The sequence below is a fragment of the Oceanobacillus indicireducens genome, assembly GCF_014647195.1.
GTDB classification, from domain to species: Bacteria; Bacillota; Bacilli; order Bacillales; family Amphibacillaceae; genus Oceanobacillus; species Oceanobacillus indicireducens.
Genome location: NZ_BMOS01000008.1, coordinates 124,695 through 143,284, shown reverse-complemented (window position 1 = coordinate 143,284; position 18,590 = coordinate 124,695). Strand labels below are relative to the sequence as shown.

General features: G+C 41.0%; 19 protein-coding genes. 18 read left to right on the top strand and 1 reads right to left on the bottom strand.

Features of this window, described 5'->3' with window-relative positions:
* Positions 1-393 precede the first annotated feature (393 nt).
* The 14 genes from IEX94_RS07700 (at position 394) to mnhG (ending at position 11,970) form a co-directional block, all read left to right on the top strand.
* Positions 394-552 (top strand): hypothetical protein, encoded by a 159-nt coding sequence (locus tag IEX94_RS07700; protein ID WP_188856716.1) that lies wholly within the window; start codon positions 394-396, stop codon positions 550-552.
* On the top strand, positions 552-1,196 hold the full coding sequence (locus tag IEX94_RS07695; RefSeq protein ID WP_188856715.1) for a DsbA family oxidoreductase: 645 nt from the start codon (positions 552-554) through the stop codon (positions 1,194-1,196). Before IEX94_RS07700 ends, IEX94_RS07695 begins: the two co-directional genes overlap by 1 nt.
* Positions 1,197-1,350: 154 nt before the next feature.
* On the top strand, positions 1,351-2,214 hold the full coding sequence (locus tag IEX94_RS07690; protein ID WP_188856714.1) for an MBL fold metallo-hydrolase: 864 nt from the start codon (positions 1,351-1,353) through the stop codon (positions 2,212-2,214).
* A 153-nt stretch (positions 2,215-2,367) separates the two neighbouring features.
* Positions 2,368-3,231 (top strand): putative RNA methyltransferase, encoded by an 864-nt coding sequence (locus tag IEX94_RS07685; protein WP_188856713.1) that lies wholly within the window; start codon positions 2,368-2,370, stop codon positions 3,229-3,231.
* A gap of 20 nt (positions 3,232-3,251) precedes the next feature.
* On the top strand, positions 3,252-3,683 hold the full coding sequence (locus tag IEX94_RS07680; protein ID WP_188856726.1) for a VOC family protein: 432 nt from the start codon (positions 3,252-3,254) through the stop codon (positions 3,681-3,683).
* Positions 3,684-3,842: 159 nt separating this feature from the next.
* Positions 3,843-4,493, top strand: coding sequence for a B3/B4 domain-containing protein (locus tag IEX94_RS07675; protein WP_188856712.1), 651 nt, complete (start codon positions 3,843-3,845; stop codon positions 4,491-4,493).
* 361 nt (positions 4,494-4,854) lie between these two features.
* Complete coding sequence (gene arcC / locus IEX94_RS07670) at positions 4,855-5,799, top strand: carbamate kinase (protein WP_188856711.1); 945 nt, start codon at positions 4,855-4,857, stop codon at positions 5,797-5,799.
* Between the two features lie 398 nt (positions 5,800-6,197).
* Positions 6,198-8,615, top strand: a complete 2,418-nt coding sequence (locus tag IEX94_RS07665; RefSeq protein ID WP_188856710.1) for a Na+/H+ antiporter subunit A — start codon at positions 6,198-6,200, stop codon at positions 8,613-8,615.
* Positions 8,612-9,046 (top strand): Na(+)/H(+) antiporter subunit B, encoded by a 435-nt coding sequence (locus tag IEX94_RS07660; protein WP_188856709.1) that lies wholly within the window; start codon positions 8,612-8,614, stop codon positions 9,044-9,046. The genes IEX94_RS07665 and IEX94_RS07660 overlap by 4 nt, the downstream gene beginning before the upstream one ends.
* On the top strand, positions 9,046-9,384 hold the full coding sequence (locus tag IEX94_RS07655) for a Na(+)/H(+) antiporter subunit C (protein ID WP_188856708.1): 339 nt from the start codon (positions 9,046-9,048) through the stop codon (positions 9,382-9,384). Before IEX94_RS07660 ends, IEX94_RS07655 begins: the two co-directional genes overlap by 1 nt.
* A complete protein-coding gene (locus IEX94_RS07650; RefSeq protein WP_188856707.1) occupies positions 9,377-10,861 on the top strand; it encodes a Na+/H+ antiporter subunit D in 1,485 nt (494 codons plus the stop codon). Before IEX94_RS07655 ends, IEX94_RS07650 begins: the two co-directional genes overlap by 8 nt.
* Positions 10,862-10,866: 5 nt before the next feature.
* Positions 10,867-11,349 (top strand): Na+/H+ antiporter subunit E, encoded by a 483-nt coding sequence (locus tag IEX94_RS07645; protein WP_188856706.1) that lies wholly within the window; start codon positions 10,867-10,869, stop codon positions 11,347-11,349.
* Positions 11,349-11,624 (top strand): Na(+)/H(+) antiporter subunit F1, encoded by a 276-nt coding sequence (locus tag IEX94_RS07640; RefSeq protein WP_188856705.1) that lies wholly within the window; start codon positions 11,349-11,351, stop codon positions 11,622-11,624. Before IEX94_RS07645 ends, IEX94_RS07640 begins: the two co-directional genes overlap by 1 nt.
* Positions 11,602-11,970 carry a monovalent cation/H(+) antiporter subunit G gene (gene mnhG / locus IEX94_RS07635; RefSeq protein ID WP_308425589.1) on the top strand — a complete coding sequence of 123 codons (369 nt, stop codon included), beginning with the start codon at positions 11,602-11,604 and terminating at the stop codon, positions 11,968-11,970. Before IEX94_RS07640 ends, mnhG begins: the two co-directional genes overlap by 23 nt.
* A gap of 282 nt (positions 11,971-12,252) precedes the next feature.
* On the opposite strand, the gene IEX94_RS07630 is transcribed toward mnhG, so the two are convergent.
* Positions 12,253-14,430, bottom strand: coding sequence for a DNA topoisomerase III (locus tag IEX94_RS07630; RefSeq protein WP_188856703.1), 2,178 nt, complete (start codon positions 14,428-14,430; stop codon positions 12,253-12,255).
* Positions 14,431-14,587: 157 nt separating this feature from the next.
* Here IEX94_RS07630 and IEX94_RS07625 point away from each other — a divergent pair, with 157 nt between their 5' ends.
* The 4 genes from IEX94_RS07625 (at position 14,588) to htpX (ending at position 18,448) form a co-directional block, all read left to right on the top strand.
* On the top strand, positions 14,588-15,148 hold the full coding sequence (locus IEX94_RS07625) for a hypothetical protein (RefSeq protein ID WP_188856702.1): 561 nt from the start codon (positions 14,588-14,590) through the stop codon (positions 15,146-15,148).
* A gap of 293 nt (positions 15,149-15,441) precedes the next feature.
* On the top strand, positions 15,442-16,731 hold the full coding sequence (locus tag IEX94_RS07620; RefSeq protein ID WP_188856701.1) for a molybdopterin molybdotransferase MoeA: 1,290 nt from the start codon (positions 15,442-15,444) through the stop codon (positions 16,729-16,731).
* A 110-nt stretch (positions 16,732-16,841) separates the two neighbouring features.
* A complete protein-coding gene (locus IEX94_RS07615; protein WP_156857084.1) occupies positions 16,842-17,390 on the top strand; it encodes a DUF1648 domain-containing protein in 549 nt (182 codons plus the stop codon).
* Positions 17,391-17,569: 179 nt separating this feature from the next.
* Positions 17,570-18,448 (top strand): protease HtpX, encoded by an 879-nt coding sequence (gene htpX, locus IEX94_RS07610; protein ID WP_188856700.1) that lies wholly within the window; start codon positions 17,570-17,572, stop codon positions 18,446-18,448.
* The last annotated feature ends 142 nt before the right edge of the window (positions 18,449-18,590 follow it).

The window sequence follows — 18,590 nt, the reverse complement described above, 5'->3', positions numbered from 1 at the left end:
ATGGCTTTCTATTTATTTAGCTGTTGCATTTCATTTTACAATGAAGCAATGAAATAAGTATAAAATAAAAACGCCATAAGTCTTGACATATATATAAATGGAAGATAAAAAAGGAGTAATTTATAAATAGATATTTTACCGATTGGAAGTATCGTTAGACTGAAAATGTAGAATCAAAGTTAATGATTTTAAACAAAGCACCACTTTATAACCAAGATGGTATGGAAATTAGAAAAAATCACATTTAATAAAAGCTTGCAGTTAACCCATGGCAAGCTTTTTTGAGCGCATTACTGTATCTCCCTGGCGAACTTAATCTATACTAAAAGTAGAACATTAAAACTCATGCTTGAACAATTATTAAATGTCTAATAAATCAATGGAGGGGAAGCATTGGATAAAAAAGTAACGGAAACGCCAAAATTAAAGCCAATTGAGTTGAAGCCGCTTGAAGAATTAGAAGGGTTTGAGCTTGGTGCCTCGGGTGGATACGTCTGTGATATGGAAACTGGAATATGCGGTCCGGTGAATAAAGAGAAGGAGAAGAAATAATGAAGATTACGATTTGGTCTGATTTCATGTGTCCATTTTGTTATATCGGTGAGGCACATTTAGAAAAAGCATTGGAAGCATTTGAACACAAGGATGAAGTTGAAATCGAATATAAGAGCTTCCTTCTCTCACCAGACGCAGCTCACAATCCTGATAAGAATTATCATGAGACTTTTGCTGATTTAAAGGGGACGTCTGTTGAGCAGACGAAAGGAATGTTTGAAAACGTTGTAAACATGGCAAATGATGCTGGGATTGTCATTGATTATGATACTGCGAAATTTTCAAGTACTATTCCAGCTCACCATGCTTTCCAATATGCGAAAGAACAAGGGAAAGGGAATGAATTTTTCAAACGCTTCTATAAAGCGCATTTTGCTGAAGCGGAACTGCTTAGTGATGAAGATACGATTGGGCGCTTAGCTGCTGAAGTCGGTGTTGACGCAAAAGCGGCACGCGAGAGCATTCAGGATCAAAGCTATACGCAAAAAATAAATCAGGATATCCAAGAAGCCGGTCAAGTTGGTGTTCAAGGTGTTCCATTTTATGTGTTCAACAATAAATATGGGGTGTCGGGTGCACAGCCTGTTGCTCAGTTTAAACAAGTGCTGGAACAAGTCTGGCAGGAAGAGAACGAACAATAAATAAGGAGAAAAGAAACGAAAAGCTACGAGTTTTTCGTTTCTTTTAGCTTATAAAGATATCGTCACTATACATAATTTTTTTGTCTGCACAAATAATAATCATGGCGGTTTCGAGTAGCGAGAAACCGGAACATTTCAGGAGAGTGGTGGTTTGATGAGCGGATATCGCGAAAATGATATGTACGATGCGATGGAGAATAAATTTCTTCCCATGTATTCCATAGCAAGCGGAGTAGGAGTTAAAGTTCTACCTGATTTATATTGTTATACAAACCAGATCGTAAATATTTGTTTGGTTGGTGACAGTGCGGATGATTTTGTATTGATTGATACCGGGATGCCTGAATCATCAGGCCGTATAATCGAGGCAATAGAAGAGCGTTTCGGTGCGGACAGTAAGCCGAAAGCAATTATTTTGACACATGGGCATTTTGACCATGTTGGGGCTGTTGTTGATTTAGTAGAGAAATGGGATGTGAAAGTATATGCTCACGAGAAGGAGTTGCCATTTTTAACAGGTAAACAAAGCTATCCGGATCCGGACGGGACGGTGGAGGGTGGGCTTGTTGCAAAAATGTCACCTATGTTCCCAACGGACCCTGTAGATTTAGGCAGTCATGTAGAAGCCTTACCTTCAGACGGTACAGTTCCACATATGCGGGAATGGAGATGGGTGCATACTCCAGGTCACGCACCGGGACAAATTGCACTGTTCCGGGAAGAAGATCGCGCACTTATTGCAGCAGATACCTTTGTCACGGTGAAACAAGAATCCTTATATAAGGTAATGACGCAAGAATTGGAAATCAATGGCCCTCCAAGATATTTAACGACGGATTGGAATGCAGCGTGGGAATCTGTGAAAAAGCTTCAAGAATTAAATCCTTCTGTCGCAGTGACAGGTCATGGAGTCCCTGTTGAGGGACAGGAACTAACAGAAGGACTGGCGCGTTTAGTGAGTGACTTTGATAAAATTGCGATACCTGATTACGGAAGATATGTGGATGGTGAACATTAGAAGTTGTTTGACAGTAAAAAGTGTTTATCATTATAATAACCTTGAACCCCCCGCGTCTAAACCCGCGGGTTTTCAAGTTCAAAAAATATGTTAGGACAGGTTAAACGTGAACTAAATTTAGAAAATGACTGCCTTTCTATAGGAGGAGTATGATTGTCCCGTAAAGAAAATGCTGCGTTATTATTAAATGAGCATGCGAATATATTTATTTGCCCAGTATGTGGAGGAAAGGTAGAAGTTGTAGAGCATAAAAGTATGATTTGTTCGAATCGGCATACGTTTGACTTTGCCAAGCAAGGGTATATCAATATGCTGACCCGTTCGATGAAGGTTAATTATGATAAGGAATTATTTGGGGCTAGGCAGCGCATCATCATGAAGCATAATTTATACGATCCCTTACATAGAAGGTTGTTAGAGGTAATCCAGGCAGAAACTGAACGTCATTCGCATGCCCTTCTGCTTGACGCGGGAGCTGGAGAGGGGTCCCATTTAACGAAAACTTTAGATCAAAAGGAGGGCTCAGTGACTGGAATTGGCATCGATATTTCCAAAGAAGGGATTCGGCTCGCTGCAAGTAAATGTGATACGGTGATGTGGCTTGTTGGTGATTTGGCAAACATACCGATCAAGAATGATGCCCTTCATGCCATTATAAATATATTGTCTCCAGCGAATTATCAGGAATTTAAACGGGTATTAGCAGAGAATGGATTAATGATCAAAGTGGTCCCAGGTAAGAACTATTTAATTGAACTGCGTGAGGCGATTTTAGATGAGCGAAAGCATTCCTTTACGAATGAAGAGACGATTTCACTTTTCAAGCAGCATTTTTCTGATGTGAAGACGGAGGAACTGACATATACGAAGGCGCTAAACAAATCGGAACTCAATGATCTAATTAAAATGTCACCTCTTTCTTGGAATGCAGACAAAGAATCGATTAATAATTTACGAAAACGGGAACAATTTGAAATAACGATTGATTTATCTATTTTAATTGGTAAGAACAGATAAGAAGGAGTGGGTGCAGTATGATTGGCGGCGTAGAAATTGATATGGTCGTGACAGATAGTCTGAAGGCATTGGAGTTGTATGAAAAGGTTTTTGATGTGGAACCGATTGAAATATCTGATTTTCCTAAAGGAGAGAATGAGGTTGTCTTCAGTCTCTATGACGTCCACTTTCATATGTTGGATGAAAATCCGACCTTCGAGTTGAAAGCCCCGACACCGGATGATCCGCGGACAATCTGGTTTAATGTATTAGTTGAAGATATTCAAGCAACATATAAGAAAGCATTGGAAGCGGGCTGTACTGAAATACAGCCAGTGACTGAACTCCCGGATTACGGTATCACCAATGCCATATTTATTGATCCATACGGGTACCAATGGATGATTCATCAGATGAAACAGGAAGTTAGTCATGATGAAAGCCTAGATTTCTGGGAAGAAGAACAATTTTAAGAATACACATCGGGACATTGGGGTCAGAGCACTTGTCCCACTTTTGGTGGGACAGTTGCTCTGACCCCTTGTCTTGCTCCAGGAACTTATGGCAATATAAGAACTAGAGGTAAAAATGGGACAAAGGCTCTGACCCTCTGTCCCAATAGGGGGGGTGAGATGGTGAGGGTTTTGATTCCTGGGGCGATGCTTGGGGTTGTTCGTTATGTTGTTGATGTGAAGAAGAGTGATGAGAGGTTACTTGGTTATTTTGATAAGACAGTGAAGGAGATTGGCTCGCGCTATGAGATGAGCGAGATTGCCGAGATTCCTCATATTCGGGAGACGCGGGAAGCTTACAAAGCTTTAGGAAAATCTCCTTCTCAGTACCGTAATGCGGCTGAAGCGATGCTGCGCCGGATTGTGAAAGGTAATGGCTTATATAAAATTAATAATGTAGTGGAAATCAATAATTTAATTTCCATTCGCACTGGATATTCTGTTGGTTCCTATGATAAACACGCTCTTAAAGGAGAGATTGAATTGCGTCCGGCTCCAGCAGGTGAACGCTATGAAGGGATTGGAAAATCTAACCTTAATATTGAAAACCTGCCCGTGTTATTTGATGAAGAGGGAGCCTTTGGCAATCCTACGAGCGATAGTAAACGGGCAATGATTCAGGAGGGAAAGCGGGAGGTTATGAGTGTAATCTATGCTTTCCACCTGGAACAAGAAGAATTGGAAAAGTGGTTAGCGGAATATCGAAAGTTACTTGAGCAGTTTACAGATGCAACAGCAATCCAGACGGAAATTATTATGACAAGTAAATAAAAAATTAAAAAGAGAGGTTCTACAGATTGACCTCTCTTTCTTTGTCCACTAAACGGATATCATTTTCCATACACCTTATGACTTTGATTGTATTGATTCAAGAGCTTGCGGATTTTTTGTTCGAAACATTTCCACCTTCGTACTTCCATTCCAACCAACTATTCCTTTTTCCATAAAAAATCCAAAAAAATTATTAAGCATTAAGGAAATTTATGATATTCTATATCTTAAAGGAAAAATCCTCTGACAAAATTCGGGGTATAAACTAAAATCAATTAGCATGGTCAATGGGTCACAGTTCGGATTTTGATACATAAGTTTTTTATCCTGCTTGGTCTCTTGGCGTTAAGGAGGAAACACAATGGGAGAAAGAATCGTTATTGCGTTAGGTGGAAATGCAATCTTACAACCTGGGCAAGAAGCAACCTTTGAAACACAGTTTGAAAACGTTCGTAGAAGTGCGGAAGTCATCGCAGGAATTATTAATAAAGGACATACGGTCGTCGTTACGCACGGGAATGGTCCCCAGGTAGGTAACATTTTGAGGCAGAATGAGGAAGCAAAGCATGTTGTTCCATCTATGCCACTCGTTATCTGCAGTGCGGAATCTCAAGGATTTATAGGTTATATGCTTGAACAGGCATTAAGAAACGAACTGCTAAAATTAAATAATGAAACTCCGGTTACAGTCATGTTAACCCAGACGGAAGTTTCAATTGATGATCCAGACTTCGACGATCCATCTAAACCAATTGGTGTCTTCTATTCGGAAGAGGAAGCGAAACAGTTAAGCGCGGACAAAGGCTGGACGGTAAAAGAAGATGCGGGAAGAGGTTGGAGAAGAGTGGTAGCCTCACCAGAACCGAAGTCGATTATCGGATCTAATACAATCCAGCAATTATCGGAAATGGGAACAATCGTCGTTGCGAGTGGTGGCGGTGGTGTTCCTGTTGTAAAAGAAGATGATGGAACGTATGAAGGGATCGATGCTGTTATCGATAAAGATCGCAGCGCCTTTAAGTTAGCAGAAGAAATCAATGCAGATTTGTTCATGATTTTAACGGATGTAGAGAATGTATATATCAATTACGGGAAACCTAATCAAGAAATACTTACCGAAGTTACGTTGGAAGAAGCGAATAAATATGTAAGTGAAGGACACTTCTCAGCAGGCAGCATGGGGCCTAAAATGGAAGCAGCAATCAAATTCGCCCAAACCGGAAAACGCGCCATCATCTGCTCCCTTGATCAAGCCGACCAAGCCATGCAAGGAAAAATAGGAACACATATAAAACCAAAAGCGTAAGCACGCGTTTAGGAGCGTCTGAACTGGACCGCGGTGTAGGAAGATAAAGGAAACACACATAACGTAGAGATAGATTATATTTCAGTATAAAGATAAGTTTTACGAATAAATAAACGGTTCAACCTTTATTTTTTTGGTGAATTAAGTTAAACTATTAGTAATCAAAAAGTAGATAAGTGCACCACCATGGAGGAGTCTGTCAACAAAGGGCGAATTATGCCTTTTTCCAGACTCTTTTTTTATTCGGTATAGGTGAAAGGGGGAGTAGAGATAATAGTATGTGGGAGCGTAATAAAGGGTACGTTTTCAAATGAGTAGTATGATATCTTAGAATTACTAGAATACGGTGTCTGAATGAAAATTTATTAAAACTCTGTAGAAGAAAAGGAGGAATTTATTTGACACTCTTACATTGGGCTACTATTTCTCCCTTTTTGTTAGCAATATTTATTCCATTGTTATATAAGTATTTCCGAAAAATACATACAGGTTGGTTCGTCCTTATCCTACCGCTCGTACTATTTATTTACTATCTTAACTATCTGCCGGTGACAAGGGACGGGGGAACAGTTATGGAATATGTTCCCTGGGTGCCTTCACTTGGGATAAACATTGACTTATATGTGGATGGTTTAAGTCTCTTATTTGCCTTATTGATAACTGGAATTGGGGTATTGGTCGTTTTATATTCGATTTATTACTTAGCGGATAAGAAGGAGAGATTGAATAACTTTTATGTTTATCTTCTCTTATTTATGGGGGCGATGCTAGGGGTCGTCTTATCCGATAACCTGATCGTTCTTTATGTATTCTGGGAAGCTACGAGTATCTCTTCCGCACTTCTGATCAGTTATTGGTTCCACCGTGAGAAATCTATATACGGAGCACAAAAGTCGATGTTCATTACTGTTTTCGGCGGCTTAAGCATGCTTGGTGGATTCTCGCTCATTTATGTAATGACCGGGACGTTCAGTATTAGGGAAATTATCGCGAATGTGGATCTTGTCACGGCAAGCTCCTTATTTATTCCAGCAATGCTCTTAGTGTTGCTTGGCGCGTTTACAAAATCAGCCCAGTTTCCATTCCACATCTGGTTGCCTGATGCTATGGAGGCACCAACTCCAGTCAGTGCATACTTGCACTCCGCTACAATGGTTAAAGCGGGAATCTATCTCGTTGCTCGTGTAACTCCTATTTTTGGTGGTGGCGCAGCATGGTTCTGGATCATTACACTGGCAGGGCTTACTACATTGATTTGGGGTTCTTTACAAGCAGTACGGCAAAAAGACTTGAAATCAATTTTGGCATTTTCCACAGTCAGTCAGCTTGGAATGATTATGAGTCTGCTTGGTGCTGGTTCGGCTGCTTATTACTTTAACGATGGTGATAATCTGCTTTATACGACAGCAATCCTTGCTGCGGTATTTCATTTAATAAACCATGCAACCTTTAAAGGAAGTTTATTTATGGCAGCAGGAATTGTTGATCATCAAACGGGAACGAGAGACATACGTAAACTCGGTGGGTTGATGACCTTCATGCCGATTACGGCAACAATTTCCTTGTTTGGTCTTGCAGCGATGGCAGGAATTCCTCCACTAAACGGTTTCTTGTCAAAAGAATTGTTCTTTACAGGAATGGTTCAGGCTTCCCAATATGGAATTTTCAACTTGGATACGTGGGGGATGTTTCTCCCAATAATTGCTTGGATTGCAAGTATTTTCACGTTTCTTTATTGTGCTATTATATTTTTCAAAACATTTCGTGGCAAGCTCCAATTGGAAAAGCTCAATGTCAGTAAAGTACGTGAAGCACCATTTGGCATGCTGATCAGCCCAATTATTTTAATTACACTCGTTATTGTATTCGGGTTATTCCCAAATATCTTGGCTTATTCCATTATTGATCCTGCCATGCAATCAATCTTGCCGGGAATATTATCTGTCGGGGAACGATTTGAAGTAAACATCACGCATTGGCATGGATTTAATTTGGAACTGTGGATGACGCTCGGTGTGTTTCTGATCGGCATTCTACTGTACCGTACAATGAATCGGTGGTCTAAATTGGGTTTTTACCGATCGGAGCAAGATATTTTCAACTATGTCTATGACCAAGGGTATGATGGTCTGATTAAAGGTTCACAAGTGATTACAAGAGCGCAAATAACAGGTAGATTACGTGATTATTTTGTTTATATGTGCGTTTTTATGGTGTTGCTCATTTTTTATACGATGTTCAAATACGATGGATTTATGTTGAGTACGGATAATTTATCACCAATCGAACCGTATATGTGGCTTGTCCTCATTGCTTTTGTTGCATCGATTGTCGCTGTACCGTTCATCAATAATCGGATGACGGCAATCATTGTAACAGGTGCAGCCGGTTATCTTGTCGCCATCATGTTCACGATTTTCCGTGCACCTGACCTGGCACTCACCCAATTGCTGATTGAAACGGTGTCCGTTATTTTATTCATGCTCGTCTTTGTTCATTTACCTAAATTGAAGAAAGATAAGATAAAGCCATCTACGAAAATCGTTAATTTAATTGTGTCGGTATCGGTTGGCGTAATGATGACCTTAGTATCCATTAGTGCCTTTGCATTTGGTAGTGAAACAGGGTTTTCGTCGATTCGAGAATACTTTATTGAAAACTCGAAAGCACTTGCGGGTGGTTACAACATTGTTAACGTTATACTTGTTGACTTCCGTGGACTGGATACAATGCTTGAGATTCTTGTGCTCGCCATTGCCGCATTAGGGGTTATTTCATTTATTAAACTTAGACTAAAGGAAGGTGAAGACGTATGAGAAAAAGCCCGGCAAACAATATGATGCTCCAAACGGCCATGCGATATATTACCATTATCGTCTTTGCTTTTTCTTTTTATCTTTTTTTTGCAGGGCATAATTCCCCGGGTGGAGGCTTTATTGGTGGTTTAATGACGGCAAGTGCGTTTTTAATCTTATATCTTGCCTTTGATAAAAAAATCATGAAAAAAGTAATTCCATTTGATTTCACGGTTCTTATTGGGATTGGTTTGTTATTTGGAGTAGGAACTGGTATTGCAAGTATGTTATTTGATTATCCATTTCTAACTCAGTTCTTCGATTATTTTCCTATTCCATTCTTCGGTGACGTGGAACTGACAACTGCATTATCCTTTGATCTGGGAGTATATCTTGTGGTTGTTGGAGCTGCGATGTCAATTATTTTAGTGATTGCGGGGGATGATGAATAATGGAAATCGTCATGTCAATTGTTATTGGGATTGTTTTTGCAATAAGTGTGTATTTATTGTTATCGAGAAATTTAATCCGGGTTATCCTTGGTACATTGACCATTTCACATGGCGTGCATCTGCTTTTAATTACGATGTCTGAATTGCAACGGGGTGCACCGCCGCTTTTAAATATAGGGGAGGAAAACTTCACAGATCCCCTGCCGCAAGCGCTTGTGTTAACAGCGATTGTTATCGCATTTGGAGTGACTTCGATGTTGCTTGTGATGGGATACCGGACATATAAAGAACATAACACTGAAGATTTAGATCAATTAAGGGGTTCTGCTGATGAATAACATAATCATACTCCCGATCATTATTCCGTTCATTGTCGGGGCTTTACTAATCATATTTGCTAAGCATCACAAGCTCCAACGTGTAATTAGTGGGTTGACATCGATCATCTTACTTCTTTTCGCTATTTATTTAGCGGTTCTTGTTTATATGGATGGTATTATTGTACTGGAAGCAGGGGATTGGCCAGCGCCATTTGGAATCGTGCTTGTCGCGGATATGTTTGCGACCCTCATGCTATTACTTACGGCTATTCTTGCTATAGCTTGTTTATTCTTTGCTTTTAAAACAATTACACCAAAAAGAGAAAGATTTTATTTTTATCCATTTTACTTTTTCCTGCTTGTTGGAGTAAACGGGGCATTTTTAACTGGAGATATTTTTAACCTATTTGTCTTTTTCGAAGTATTGTTACTTGCATCTTACGGACTGATTGTCCACGGCGGTACGAAATACCAGCTCCGTGAGTCATTCAAATACGTCATTATTAATGTATTTACTTCAGCGTTATTTGTGGTTGCAGTTGCTTGGCTTTATTCGGTGACAGGAACGCTTAATATGGCACATCTCTCGGAACGGGTTGCTGAGCTTGAACAAACAGGGGTCGTCAATACGATTGCGATGATGCTCTTTATCGTATTTGCAACGAAGGGAGCCTTGTTCCCACTTTATTTCTGGTTACCGAAATCATACTTCGGTCCACCTGCTGCAATTGCCGCTTTATTCGGTGGCCTTTTAACAAAAGTCGGAATCTATGCTATCATTCGTGTGTTTACGTTGATCTTTTACCATGATGCTGGCTACACTCATAAGACCATCATTACAATTGCGGCTGGGTTTACGATGCTGCTCGGAGTACTTGGTGCGGTTTCACAGTTTGATTTCAAGCGAATCCTTTCGTACCACATTATCAGCCAGGTTGGTTATATGGTTATGGGGCTTGGGATTTTTACTCCGCTTGCTGTTGCGGGAGCGATTTATTACATAGCACACCATATGATTGTTAAAACAGCACTCTTCTTGTTTGAAGGAGCGACGAAGCGTGTAACTGGCGTAAGTGACTTAAAGCAAATGGGTGGATTGCTAAAAACCCATCCATGGCTCGCATGGCTCTTCTTTATCACTGCCATTTCGCTTGCTGGGATCCCGCCGTTTAGTGGGTTCTTTAGTAAATTTCCGATCATACTTGCTGGTTTCCAGGAAGGACAGTATGTCATTGCCGGAGTAGCTTTATTAGTTGGATTGCTAACCCTTTTCTCGATGATGAAAATCTTTAGTTACGTGTTTTGGGGTAAACAGAAACATACCGAGGAGCAAGCGAATATCAAGATTGGTAAATTACTTGCACCAATCGCGCCACTTGTTGCGTTAACAATTATCCTTGGGTTAGCTGCGGAGCCGATGTTCCAATATTCATTAGAGGTAGCAGAGCAAATTATGGATCCACAAATCTATGTTGACTCTGTACTGAAGGAGTAGGTAATATGGCATTACAAATTTTACTCAATATATTAATCGCAGTGCTATGGATGTTCTTACAAAGCAGTTTCACACCAGCGACCTTTGTTTTCGGCTATTTGATTGGAATTCTAATCCTTTACTTGATGAGGAAGTTTCTCATCGTGAAATTTGATTTACGCAAGGTGAGGATTTGGGCTCTGGTAAAGTTATTCTTTTTGTTTGTCGTTGAACTAGCTAAAGCAAATATCGATATGGTGAAAGTAGTGCTGAATCCGCGGATGGATCACCAGCCTGGAATTGTCGCTGTACGTACAAAGCTCAATACAGAGGTAGAAATTACGCTGCTTGCTGCATTAATCTCACTTACGCCGGGAACGGTTTCGATGGACTTTTCTCCCGATAATAAGACGATTTACATTCATGCCATCGATGTTCCGGATAAGGAAGAGATGAGAAAAGATATTCATAATAGCTTTGAACGGGCAATCTTGGAGGTGATGAGGTAATGTTTACAATTATTGTATATACCGCGCTTGTCGTCATTGTGATTTCGTTACTTATCTTTTTAATCAGGATCTTCATTGGTCCAACAGTCAGTGACCGGATTGTTGGGCTTGATGCTTTAGGTGTGACGTTAGTTGGTTTTATTGGGGTTATTATGATTTTGCAAGATACAATCGCTTATTCCGACGTCGCTCTTGTGCTAAGTATCCTTTCATTTGTCGGAACGGTTGCCATGTCTAAGTTTATTGAAAGGGGTGTTGTATTTGACGACGATTGAAATCATTACGAGTTTATTTCTCGCGGTAGGGGCTTTCTTCACTTTTTTAAGTGCAGTTGGGGTAATTCGGCTGCGTGATGTGTATAGTCGGGTGCATGCTGCAGGCAAGAGCTCCACATTTGGAATGATATTTCTTATGCTGTCGACCTTCGTTTATTTCATTCCAAAAGGAATCTTTAATATTAAGATTTTACTCGCGATATTATTCGTCTTTATGACAGCCCCTTTAGGTGCTCTGCTGATTAATCGTTCAGCTTATCGAAGTGGTGTTGCAATGGAGAAAAATACAGTGCAAGATGATTTAAAAGAAGTATATAAAGATGAGTTACAGGAGTCCAGTGAATAAAGTGAAACTTCATTTAGTGGGGGTTTCCTTACCTCCCCCCACAAAATGTTAGTTGAACAGAAGGGATTTACGGACTGTTTATCTCCACCTTCACATGTTGGGTTTTCCTCATATTTAGATGTAGGGGTATTACAGACTGTTAATGCGTTATAAATAGCTATTCAAATAAACCCCGTATTGGCAGAGTCCAATACGGGGTTTTCTTCGTAAAGTGGGACAAATGCACTGACCCCTTGTCCCGATTGTAGTTTGACAGGGGGCTGCGCTGTTGTGCCAGTTGTGCTATTTTTTATTTTTAAGCTTTGCGAGTTGTTCAGCGAGGGCGTTATTTTTAAAGCCGTCGTCCTGGTTTTTAAGATATTTGTTGACATCTCGTTTCGATACATTATGTTTTTTCTCTTGTTGCTTTCTTTTGTTGAAGGTGGAAAGTTTTTCCCGGTGACCACAAGAACAGGTGAAGATTTGACCTTCGCCTTCCCCGCGCAGTTCTAAGCGTTTATGGCAATTCGGGCAGCGGGCATTGGTGCGTTTTGCGATGTTCTTCTTATGTCCGCAGGAACGATCTTGACAGACGAGCATGCGACCATGTCTGTTCCTCACTTCAAGCATTAATTTACCGCAATCCGGACATTTCGTTCCGGTAATATTATCATGTTTGAATGTTGCATCCTTCGCTTTAATTTCCTGAATAATTTCTTTTGTATAATCTTTGATCTCTGCGATGAATTTATTTTTATTCAGCTTCCCGTCAGCAATAAGACTCAGCTTCTGTTCCCATTCAGCGGTTAGAGCAGGGGAGCGTAAATCTTCCGGTGCGAGATCAAGCAATTGTTTTCCTTTCGGCGTAATGAAAATATGCTTACCTCTTAATTCCGTATAATCACTGTTAAAGAGTTTATCGATAATATCCGCACGTGTTGCGACAGTACCGATCCCACCTGATTTCTGTAACGTGCCGGCAAGATGTTTTTCATTTGCGTCCATATAACGGACGGGATTTTCCATCGCTTGTAACAAGGCGCCTTCGGTAAATCGTTCCGGTGGCTTTGTTTCACCGTTCGTTAGATTGAGGGTGAAATTTGTGAATGTGTCCCCTTGTTTTACATTTGGAAGGGATTGATTATCAAAATCTTCCTCATCAAAGTTCCGATCGTAAAGTGTTCTCCAGCCTTGGTTTTTAATGATTCTCCCGTTTGCTGTAAAAGCTTCTCCGGAAATCCTTGCATGAATTGTTGTTTGTTCATATTCATAAGGGTCCATTAAGACAGCTAAAAAACGTTTGACGACTAAATCATAAATGCGGCGTTCTTTTGCATCAAGATTAGACAAATAGACCGGCTCTTCAGTAGGGATTATGGCGTGGTGGTCACTTACTTTCGAGTTATCCACGACAGACTTCGGGAGCTTTTTAATCCCTTTTCTAAGAATCATCTGAGCCTCTCGGGCATATTGGTCAATTCCACATGCTTCGAGCCGCTCGCTCAATGTTGGAACAATATCCGTTGAGATTACTCTTGAATCGGTTCTTGGGTAGGTTAACACTTTATGACGCTCGTAAAGGCTTTGCATAATTGACAAGGTTTGTTTACCAGAAAATCCGAATAGTCGGTTTGCGTCTCGCTGCAACTCGGTTAAATCATAAAGTTGCGGAGCATATTTTTTCTTGGCAGCCTTATCGATTCGTTCAATCGTCAGTGTTTCACCTTTTAAGGATTGGAACAGTTTGTCTGCTTTTTCTTTTTGGAAAATACGGGAATTATTTTTGTCATCCCGCCACGTATACGTGACTCCACCAGTAGCTTTCGCCTGCAGACCGTAGTAGGTTTTCGGTTTAAATTCATTGATTTCTTTTTCCCTTGCAGCAACCATGCCAAGTGTTGGTGTCTGTACCCGCCCTGTGGATAGCTGAGCATTGAATTTCGTTGTAAGAGCACGGGTTGCGTTCAGGCCAACATACCAATCTGCTTCAGAGCGAGCAACAGCGGAGGCGTAAAGATTTTTATATTTATCACCTGGCTGCAGTTTCTTGAATCCGTCACGAATCGCTTTATCTGTGACAGAGGAAATCCATAATCTTTTAATTGGTTTATTGACTCTTGCTTTATCGATGATCCAGCGGGCAACAAGTTCACCCTCGCGCCCAGCATCCGTTGCAATAACGATGTCCTTCACATCTTTCCGGTTCAACTGGCTTTTAACGGATTGGAACTGTTTTCCAGTTTTCTTAATTACAACTAATTTCAAATGGGGTGGAAGCATTGGAAGATCATCTAGCTTCCATGTTTTATATTTATCATCATACACTTCCGGATCGGCGAGCGTAATTAAATGACCGAGGGCCCAAGTTACAATATAATTGGGTCCTTCAAGGTACCCATTCCCTTTTTTATTACATTGCAGAACACGAGCGATATCGCGTCCGACAGAAGGTTTTTCAGCTAGTACTACTGTTTTACTCATTTGTACAATCCTTTCTTCTCGTAAAAGATGTCTCTTTCTACTTTAACATATATACGCGTGGTTGGTTACTTATGATGTTAGCTAAGAATGAAACCTATTTCGGCTTATAACCGTCTTACTATGTAATGTATTTTAATTTTACAGGGGAGGGGCTTGCTTGATGAAAATGAGAGTTGTGTTACTATGCTTCCTTTTTATACTCGCAGGCTGCGGGGCAGCTAATGAAGTGACAAATGAAGGGTTAGAGGGCTATGAAGTTAAACAAACGTTTGATGAAACGATAGAAGACCGTTTTGTGCTCCGGCTTGTAAGTGGCAAGGAGGAATATGAAGCGGGCGAAGAAGTGGAATTATATGGAGAAATTATATATATCGGTGAAGGTGAAGTCGAGATTGCCCATGCTTCTTCAGCGGTATTATTTGAGATCAAGGAACAGGTACGGGACTATGAACTTCCGTTTGCTGTGCAGGATATTCATATAGAGACGAAGCTTGCAGCTGGGGAGCCGTACCGGGAGAAGTATGTAAAGCAAGGAGTCTTTTCTTTTGAAGATGATGGTGAGCAGTATGCGGGATTTATTGAAGATTTTAAAAAACGGCGGGATTTCCCACCTGGATATTATACGGTGACCGCTACTACAGCGTTCTCTGATGGGACCATCCAAAGGGAACTTGAGGCAAAGGTTGATTTTAAAGTATGGGCGGAAGAGGAAGAGTAAGCAAAGGCGTAAGCGCCCGTTTAGCAACGTACAAACTGGAGCACTCCGGAATGAGATAAAGGAAACACAACGAACGATAGTGAGTTGATGTTGACTTATCGATTGGAGGAGTGTGAAGTTTGCTAGTTGCTGGGCGCTGGAGCCGGACGTGGCTTGCCCTGGATATCTAAGTTATCGCAGCACTTTTATTTTATAGTTTCTTATATTAGAGCGAAAAGTGGGACAGATGCTCTGACCCCCTGTCCCACGCTTTCAGTGCGTATGCTATAATTATAGGAAACGGGGGTGTCGGAATGTTTGAAAGAAAGTCGATTCAATTACAGGAAGCGGTTACAAGATTGATGAAGTTTGCAAATCCGGGTGAAATGGAATACCTCTCTCCACTTGAGGCAACCGGTTTTTATCTGGCGGAGGGCTTAGTTGCCGATCACCCGGTTCCACCGTTCGACCGCTCGCCCTATGATGGATTTGCTATACGTTCAAGCGATACTGCTCGAGCAACAACCCATAATCCGAGTGTGCTCAAGGTTGTGGGAGAAATTGGTGCGGGGCAAGTATTTTCTGGAACGGTTGGGGAAAAAGAAGCTGTCCGCATTATGACCGGTGCGGCAATTCCTGATGGCTGTGACGCAGTTATTATGATTGAAGCTGTGAGAGAAATCAAAATAGACGATAATCTTCATATACAAGTTCGGAGACCAATGAAGGCGAACAAAAATATATCTTTTACTGGGGAAGATGTGCAGCAAGGGACGGTTGTTGCTGAAGCTGGAAAGTATATAAATCCGGGTGTTATTGCGTTGCTTGCGACATTCGGTTACACGCAAGTTCCCGTTAGAAAGAGGCCGGCGACAGGTATTCTCGTTACGGGAAGTGAATTGTTGGATTTGGATGACCCACTAGAGCCAGGGAAAATAAGAAATAGTAACGGCTACATGATTCATTCTCAAGCACTCCGGGCTGGGGCAGAACCAATTTATCTTGGGAAACTAAGCGATGACTTGGAAACGAACTTTGAAAGTATCACAACAAACTTGAAGAAGGTGGATATCCTGATTACCACAGGTGGAGTTTCTGTAGGTGATTATGATTTTATGCCGGAGATTTTCAATCGACTCGGTGCCAATGTGCTCTTTAATAAGATCGGAATGCGTCCGGGAAGTGTGACGACAGTGGCGGAAAAGAACGGGAAGCTTATCTTTGCCTTGTCAGGGAATCCATCTGCCTGTTACGTCGGCTTTGAACTCCTCGCGCGTCCATTCATCCGTGCGGTTTTAGGTGCTAGGCACCCTTTCTCACCGCGAACAACGGCTATTCTTGGGGCGGACTTTCTAAAAAAGAATCCGTTTGACCGTTTCGTACGTGGCAAGCTCGAGCTGAAGCATGGAACGCTCTTTGCTACTCCGAGCGGGTTGGATAAATCAGGTGTTGTCTCTTCTCTTGCTGAAGCGGACTGCTTGATTGTTTTCTTAAAGGGAAGGAAAGAATCAAAGAAGGGAGAACAGGTAGAAGTAATCTTACTGGATTCTAAAGAAAGTATTTCAATGGAAGATTTTTTCGCGGATAAAGTGAGGGGCAGATGAAAGTTTCACTTATGCTAAATGAAAGGGATCAGCAGTTCCTTTTGCATGAAACTCAATCGGACTCTATTTCGTAGTATAATTGGATATATACATAAGGAAAGGTTGATTTCATGTGGAGAAATATTCGGCAGTATTATTCGCCTGTACTTGATCTATTGACATTCATTGTGATGTTCAGCATGATAACTTATGTTTCTATTTCTTATAGCAAGCTGCCGACGGAGATTCCCATTCATTTTAATATGGCTGGAGAAGCGGATGGCTGGGGACATAAGGGGACTTTATTCGGCTTGATATTGCTTAACTTCCATACCGTTCTGCTTTGCTTTGTGTTGAATTATTATTTAATCATTCGTTCGGATAAAGCAGATAGTCTGCAATTCATGAATATTCCCTTTTTGAAAAAGGAAGAGCTAACGGAAGGTGAGATCCATACCGTTAAACGAAATACTGCAAGAATGCTAGCAGTTTCTAACCTGGCAATCAGTCTGACGTTTGCGAGTGTTTACTACGATATTATTCAAAATGGGCTAGGGAAAGAAAATGGGCTTGGTTTCGGCGTAGAAGTGATGATTATTCTCGTATTCTTTCCCTTTATCTACTATACTTTGAAAATTTATCGCAACCTAAAAATTGGTCCATTCAGGAACCGCACTTGAATGGACCGTTCAATTTGATAAGACGTCACGTATGCTGTCTTTCCCCTTCTCTAGCTTTGCCAATCTATTATTACTTGTATGGCAGGAAAAAGCTGCTTAAATCTGTACTTCCTGCTTGTAGCATCACGTGATCCCCTATATAATTGAGAAAAGAAAATCAAAGATAAAGGGTGTGGAAGATGGGGAAGCGGATTTTTTACTTCTTACTTACGAACGTTTTAGTCCTACTTACAATTAGTATAATCGTTAACTTAATACCAGGTGGATTGAATTATTTAAATACAACAGGTGGAATTGATTTCGGTACACTACTTATCTTAAGTGCGATTATCGGGTTTACCGGTTCCATTATTTCTCTGTTAATCTCGCGCTGGATGGCAAAGAGAATGATGGGTGTTCGGATTATCAATCCTGATCAACCGGCTACTCAATATGAACAGGAACTTGTTGAAAGAGTTCATCGTTTATCACGAGCTGCAGGCTTAACCTATATGCCTGAGGTTGGGATTTATGATTCACCAGAAGTGAATGCTTTTGCGACCGGACCATCAAAGAAACGTTCACTTGTCGCTGTTTCAACCGGTTTATTGGAAGAAATGGATGATGTTGCAATCGAGGGTGTGCTTGCTCATGAGGTCGCTCATATAGCAAACGGAGATATGGTGACAATGACCCTGCTTCAAGGTGTTGTCAACACATTCGTCGTTTTCCTTGCTCGGATTGCGGCTTTTATCGCATCGCGTTTTGCAAGAGAAGAAATTGCTCCGATCGTCCATTTTATCGCGATTATTGTTTTCCAGCTAGTGTTTTCTATTTTAGGAAGTCTTGTTGTCTTCGCTTACTCCCGCCACAGAGAATTTCATGCGGACCGGGGCGGGGCTGATCTTGCAGGGAAAGATAAAATGAGACATGCGCTAGAGTCATTGCGCGCTTACAGTGACCGCATTAAAACAGAAGAAGATACTTCGATTGCCACGCTCAAAATTAATGGCAAGAAAAAATCGAACATCTTCTCGACCCATCCGGATTTGGAAGAAAGAATAAGACGTTTGCAATAATTAGAGTGGCACGTTCAGAAAAACTGAATGTGCCATTTTTTATTTGTTCACCATATTGGTTAAAGTAGAGCCATGACATGATCAAGTTCAGTTATATGAGCAGTTTACCTGGTCTTGTCTTGGCTTTTTCTTCGTTCTGTTT

Excerpts from the sequence above, each read along its gene's own strand:
- IEX94_RS07695 (WP_188856715.1), top strand. The coding sequence starts at position 552 with ATGAAGATTACGATTTGGTCTGATTTCATGTGTCCATTTTGTTATATC.
- IEX94_RS07690 (WP_188856714.1), top strand. The coding sequence starts at position 1,351 with ATGAGCGGATATCGCGAAAATGATATGTACGATGCGATGGAGAATAAA.
- IEX94_RS07675 (WP_188856712.1), top strand. The coding sequence starts at position 3,843 with ATGGTGAGGGTTTTGATTCCTGGGGCGATGCTTGGGGTTGTTCGTTAT.
- arcC (WP_188856711.1), top strand. The coding sequence starts at position 4,855 with ATGGGAGAAAGAATCGTTATTGCGTTAGGTGGAAATGCAATCTTACAA.
- IEX94_RS07660 (WP_188856709.1), top strand. The coding sequence starts at position 8,612 with ATGAGAAAAAGCCCGGCAAACAATATGATGCTCCAAACGGCCATGCGA.
- IEX94_RS07655 (WP_188856708.1), top strand. The coding sequence starts at position 9,046 with ATGGAAATCGTCATGTCAATTGTTATTGGGATTGTTTTTGCAATAAGT.
- IEX94_RS07650 (WP_188856707.1), top strand. The coding sequence starts at position 9,377 with ATGAATAACATAATCATACTCCCGATCATTATTCCGTTCATTGTCGGG.
- IEX94_RS07645 (WP_188856706.1), top strand. The coding sequence starts at position 10,867 with ATGGCATTACAAATTTTACTCAATATATTAATCGCAGTGCTATGGATG.
- IEX94_RS07640 (WP_188856705.1), top strand. The coding sequence starts at position 11,349 with ATGTTTACAATTATTGTATATACCGCGCTTGTCGTCATTGTGATTTCG.
- IEX94_RS07630 (WP_188856703.1), bottom strand. The coding sequence starts at position 14,430 with ATGAGTAAAACAGTAGTACTAGCTGAAAAACCTTCTGTCGGACGCGAT.
- IEX94_RS07620 (WP_188856701.1), top strand. The coding sequence starts at position 15,442 with ATGTTTGAAAGAAAGTCGATTCAATTACAGGAAGCGGTTACAAGATTG.
- IEX94_RS07615 (WP_156857084.1), top strand. The coding sequence starts at position 16,842 with ATGTGGAGAAATATTCGGCAGTATTATTCGCCTGTACTTGATCTATTG.
- htpX (WP_188856700.1), top strand. The coding sequence starts at position 17,570 with ATGGGGAAGCGGATTTTTTACTTCTTACTTACGAACGTTTTAGTCCTA.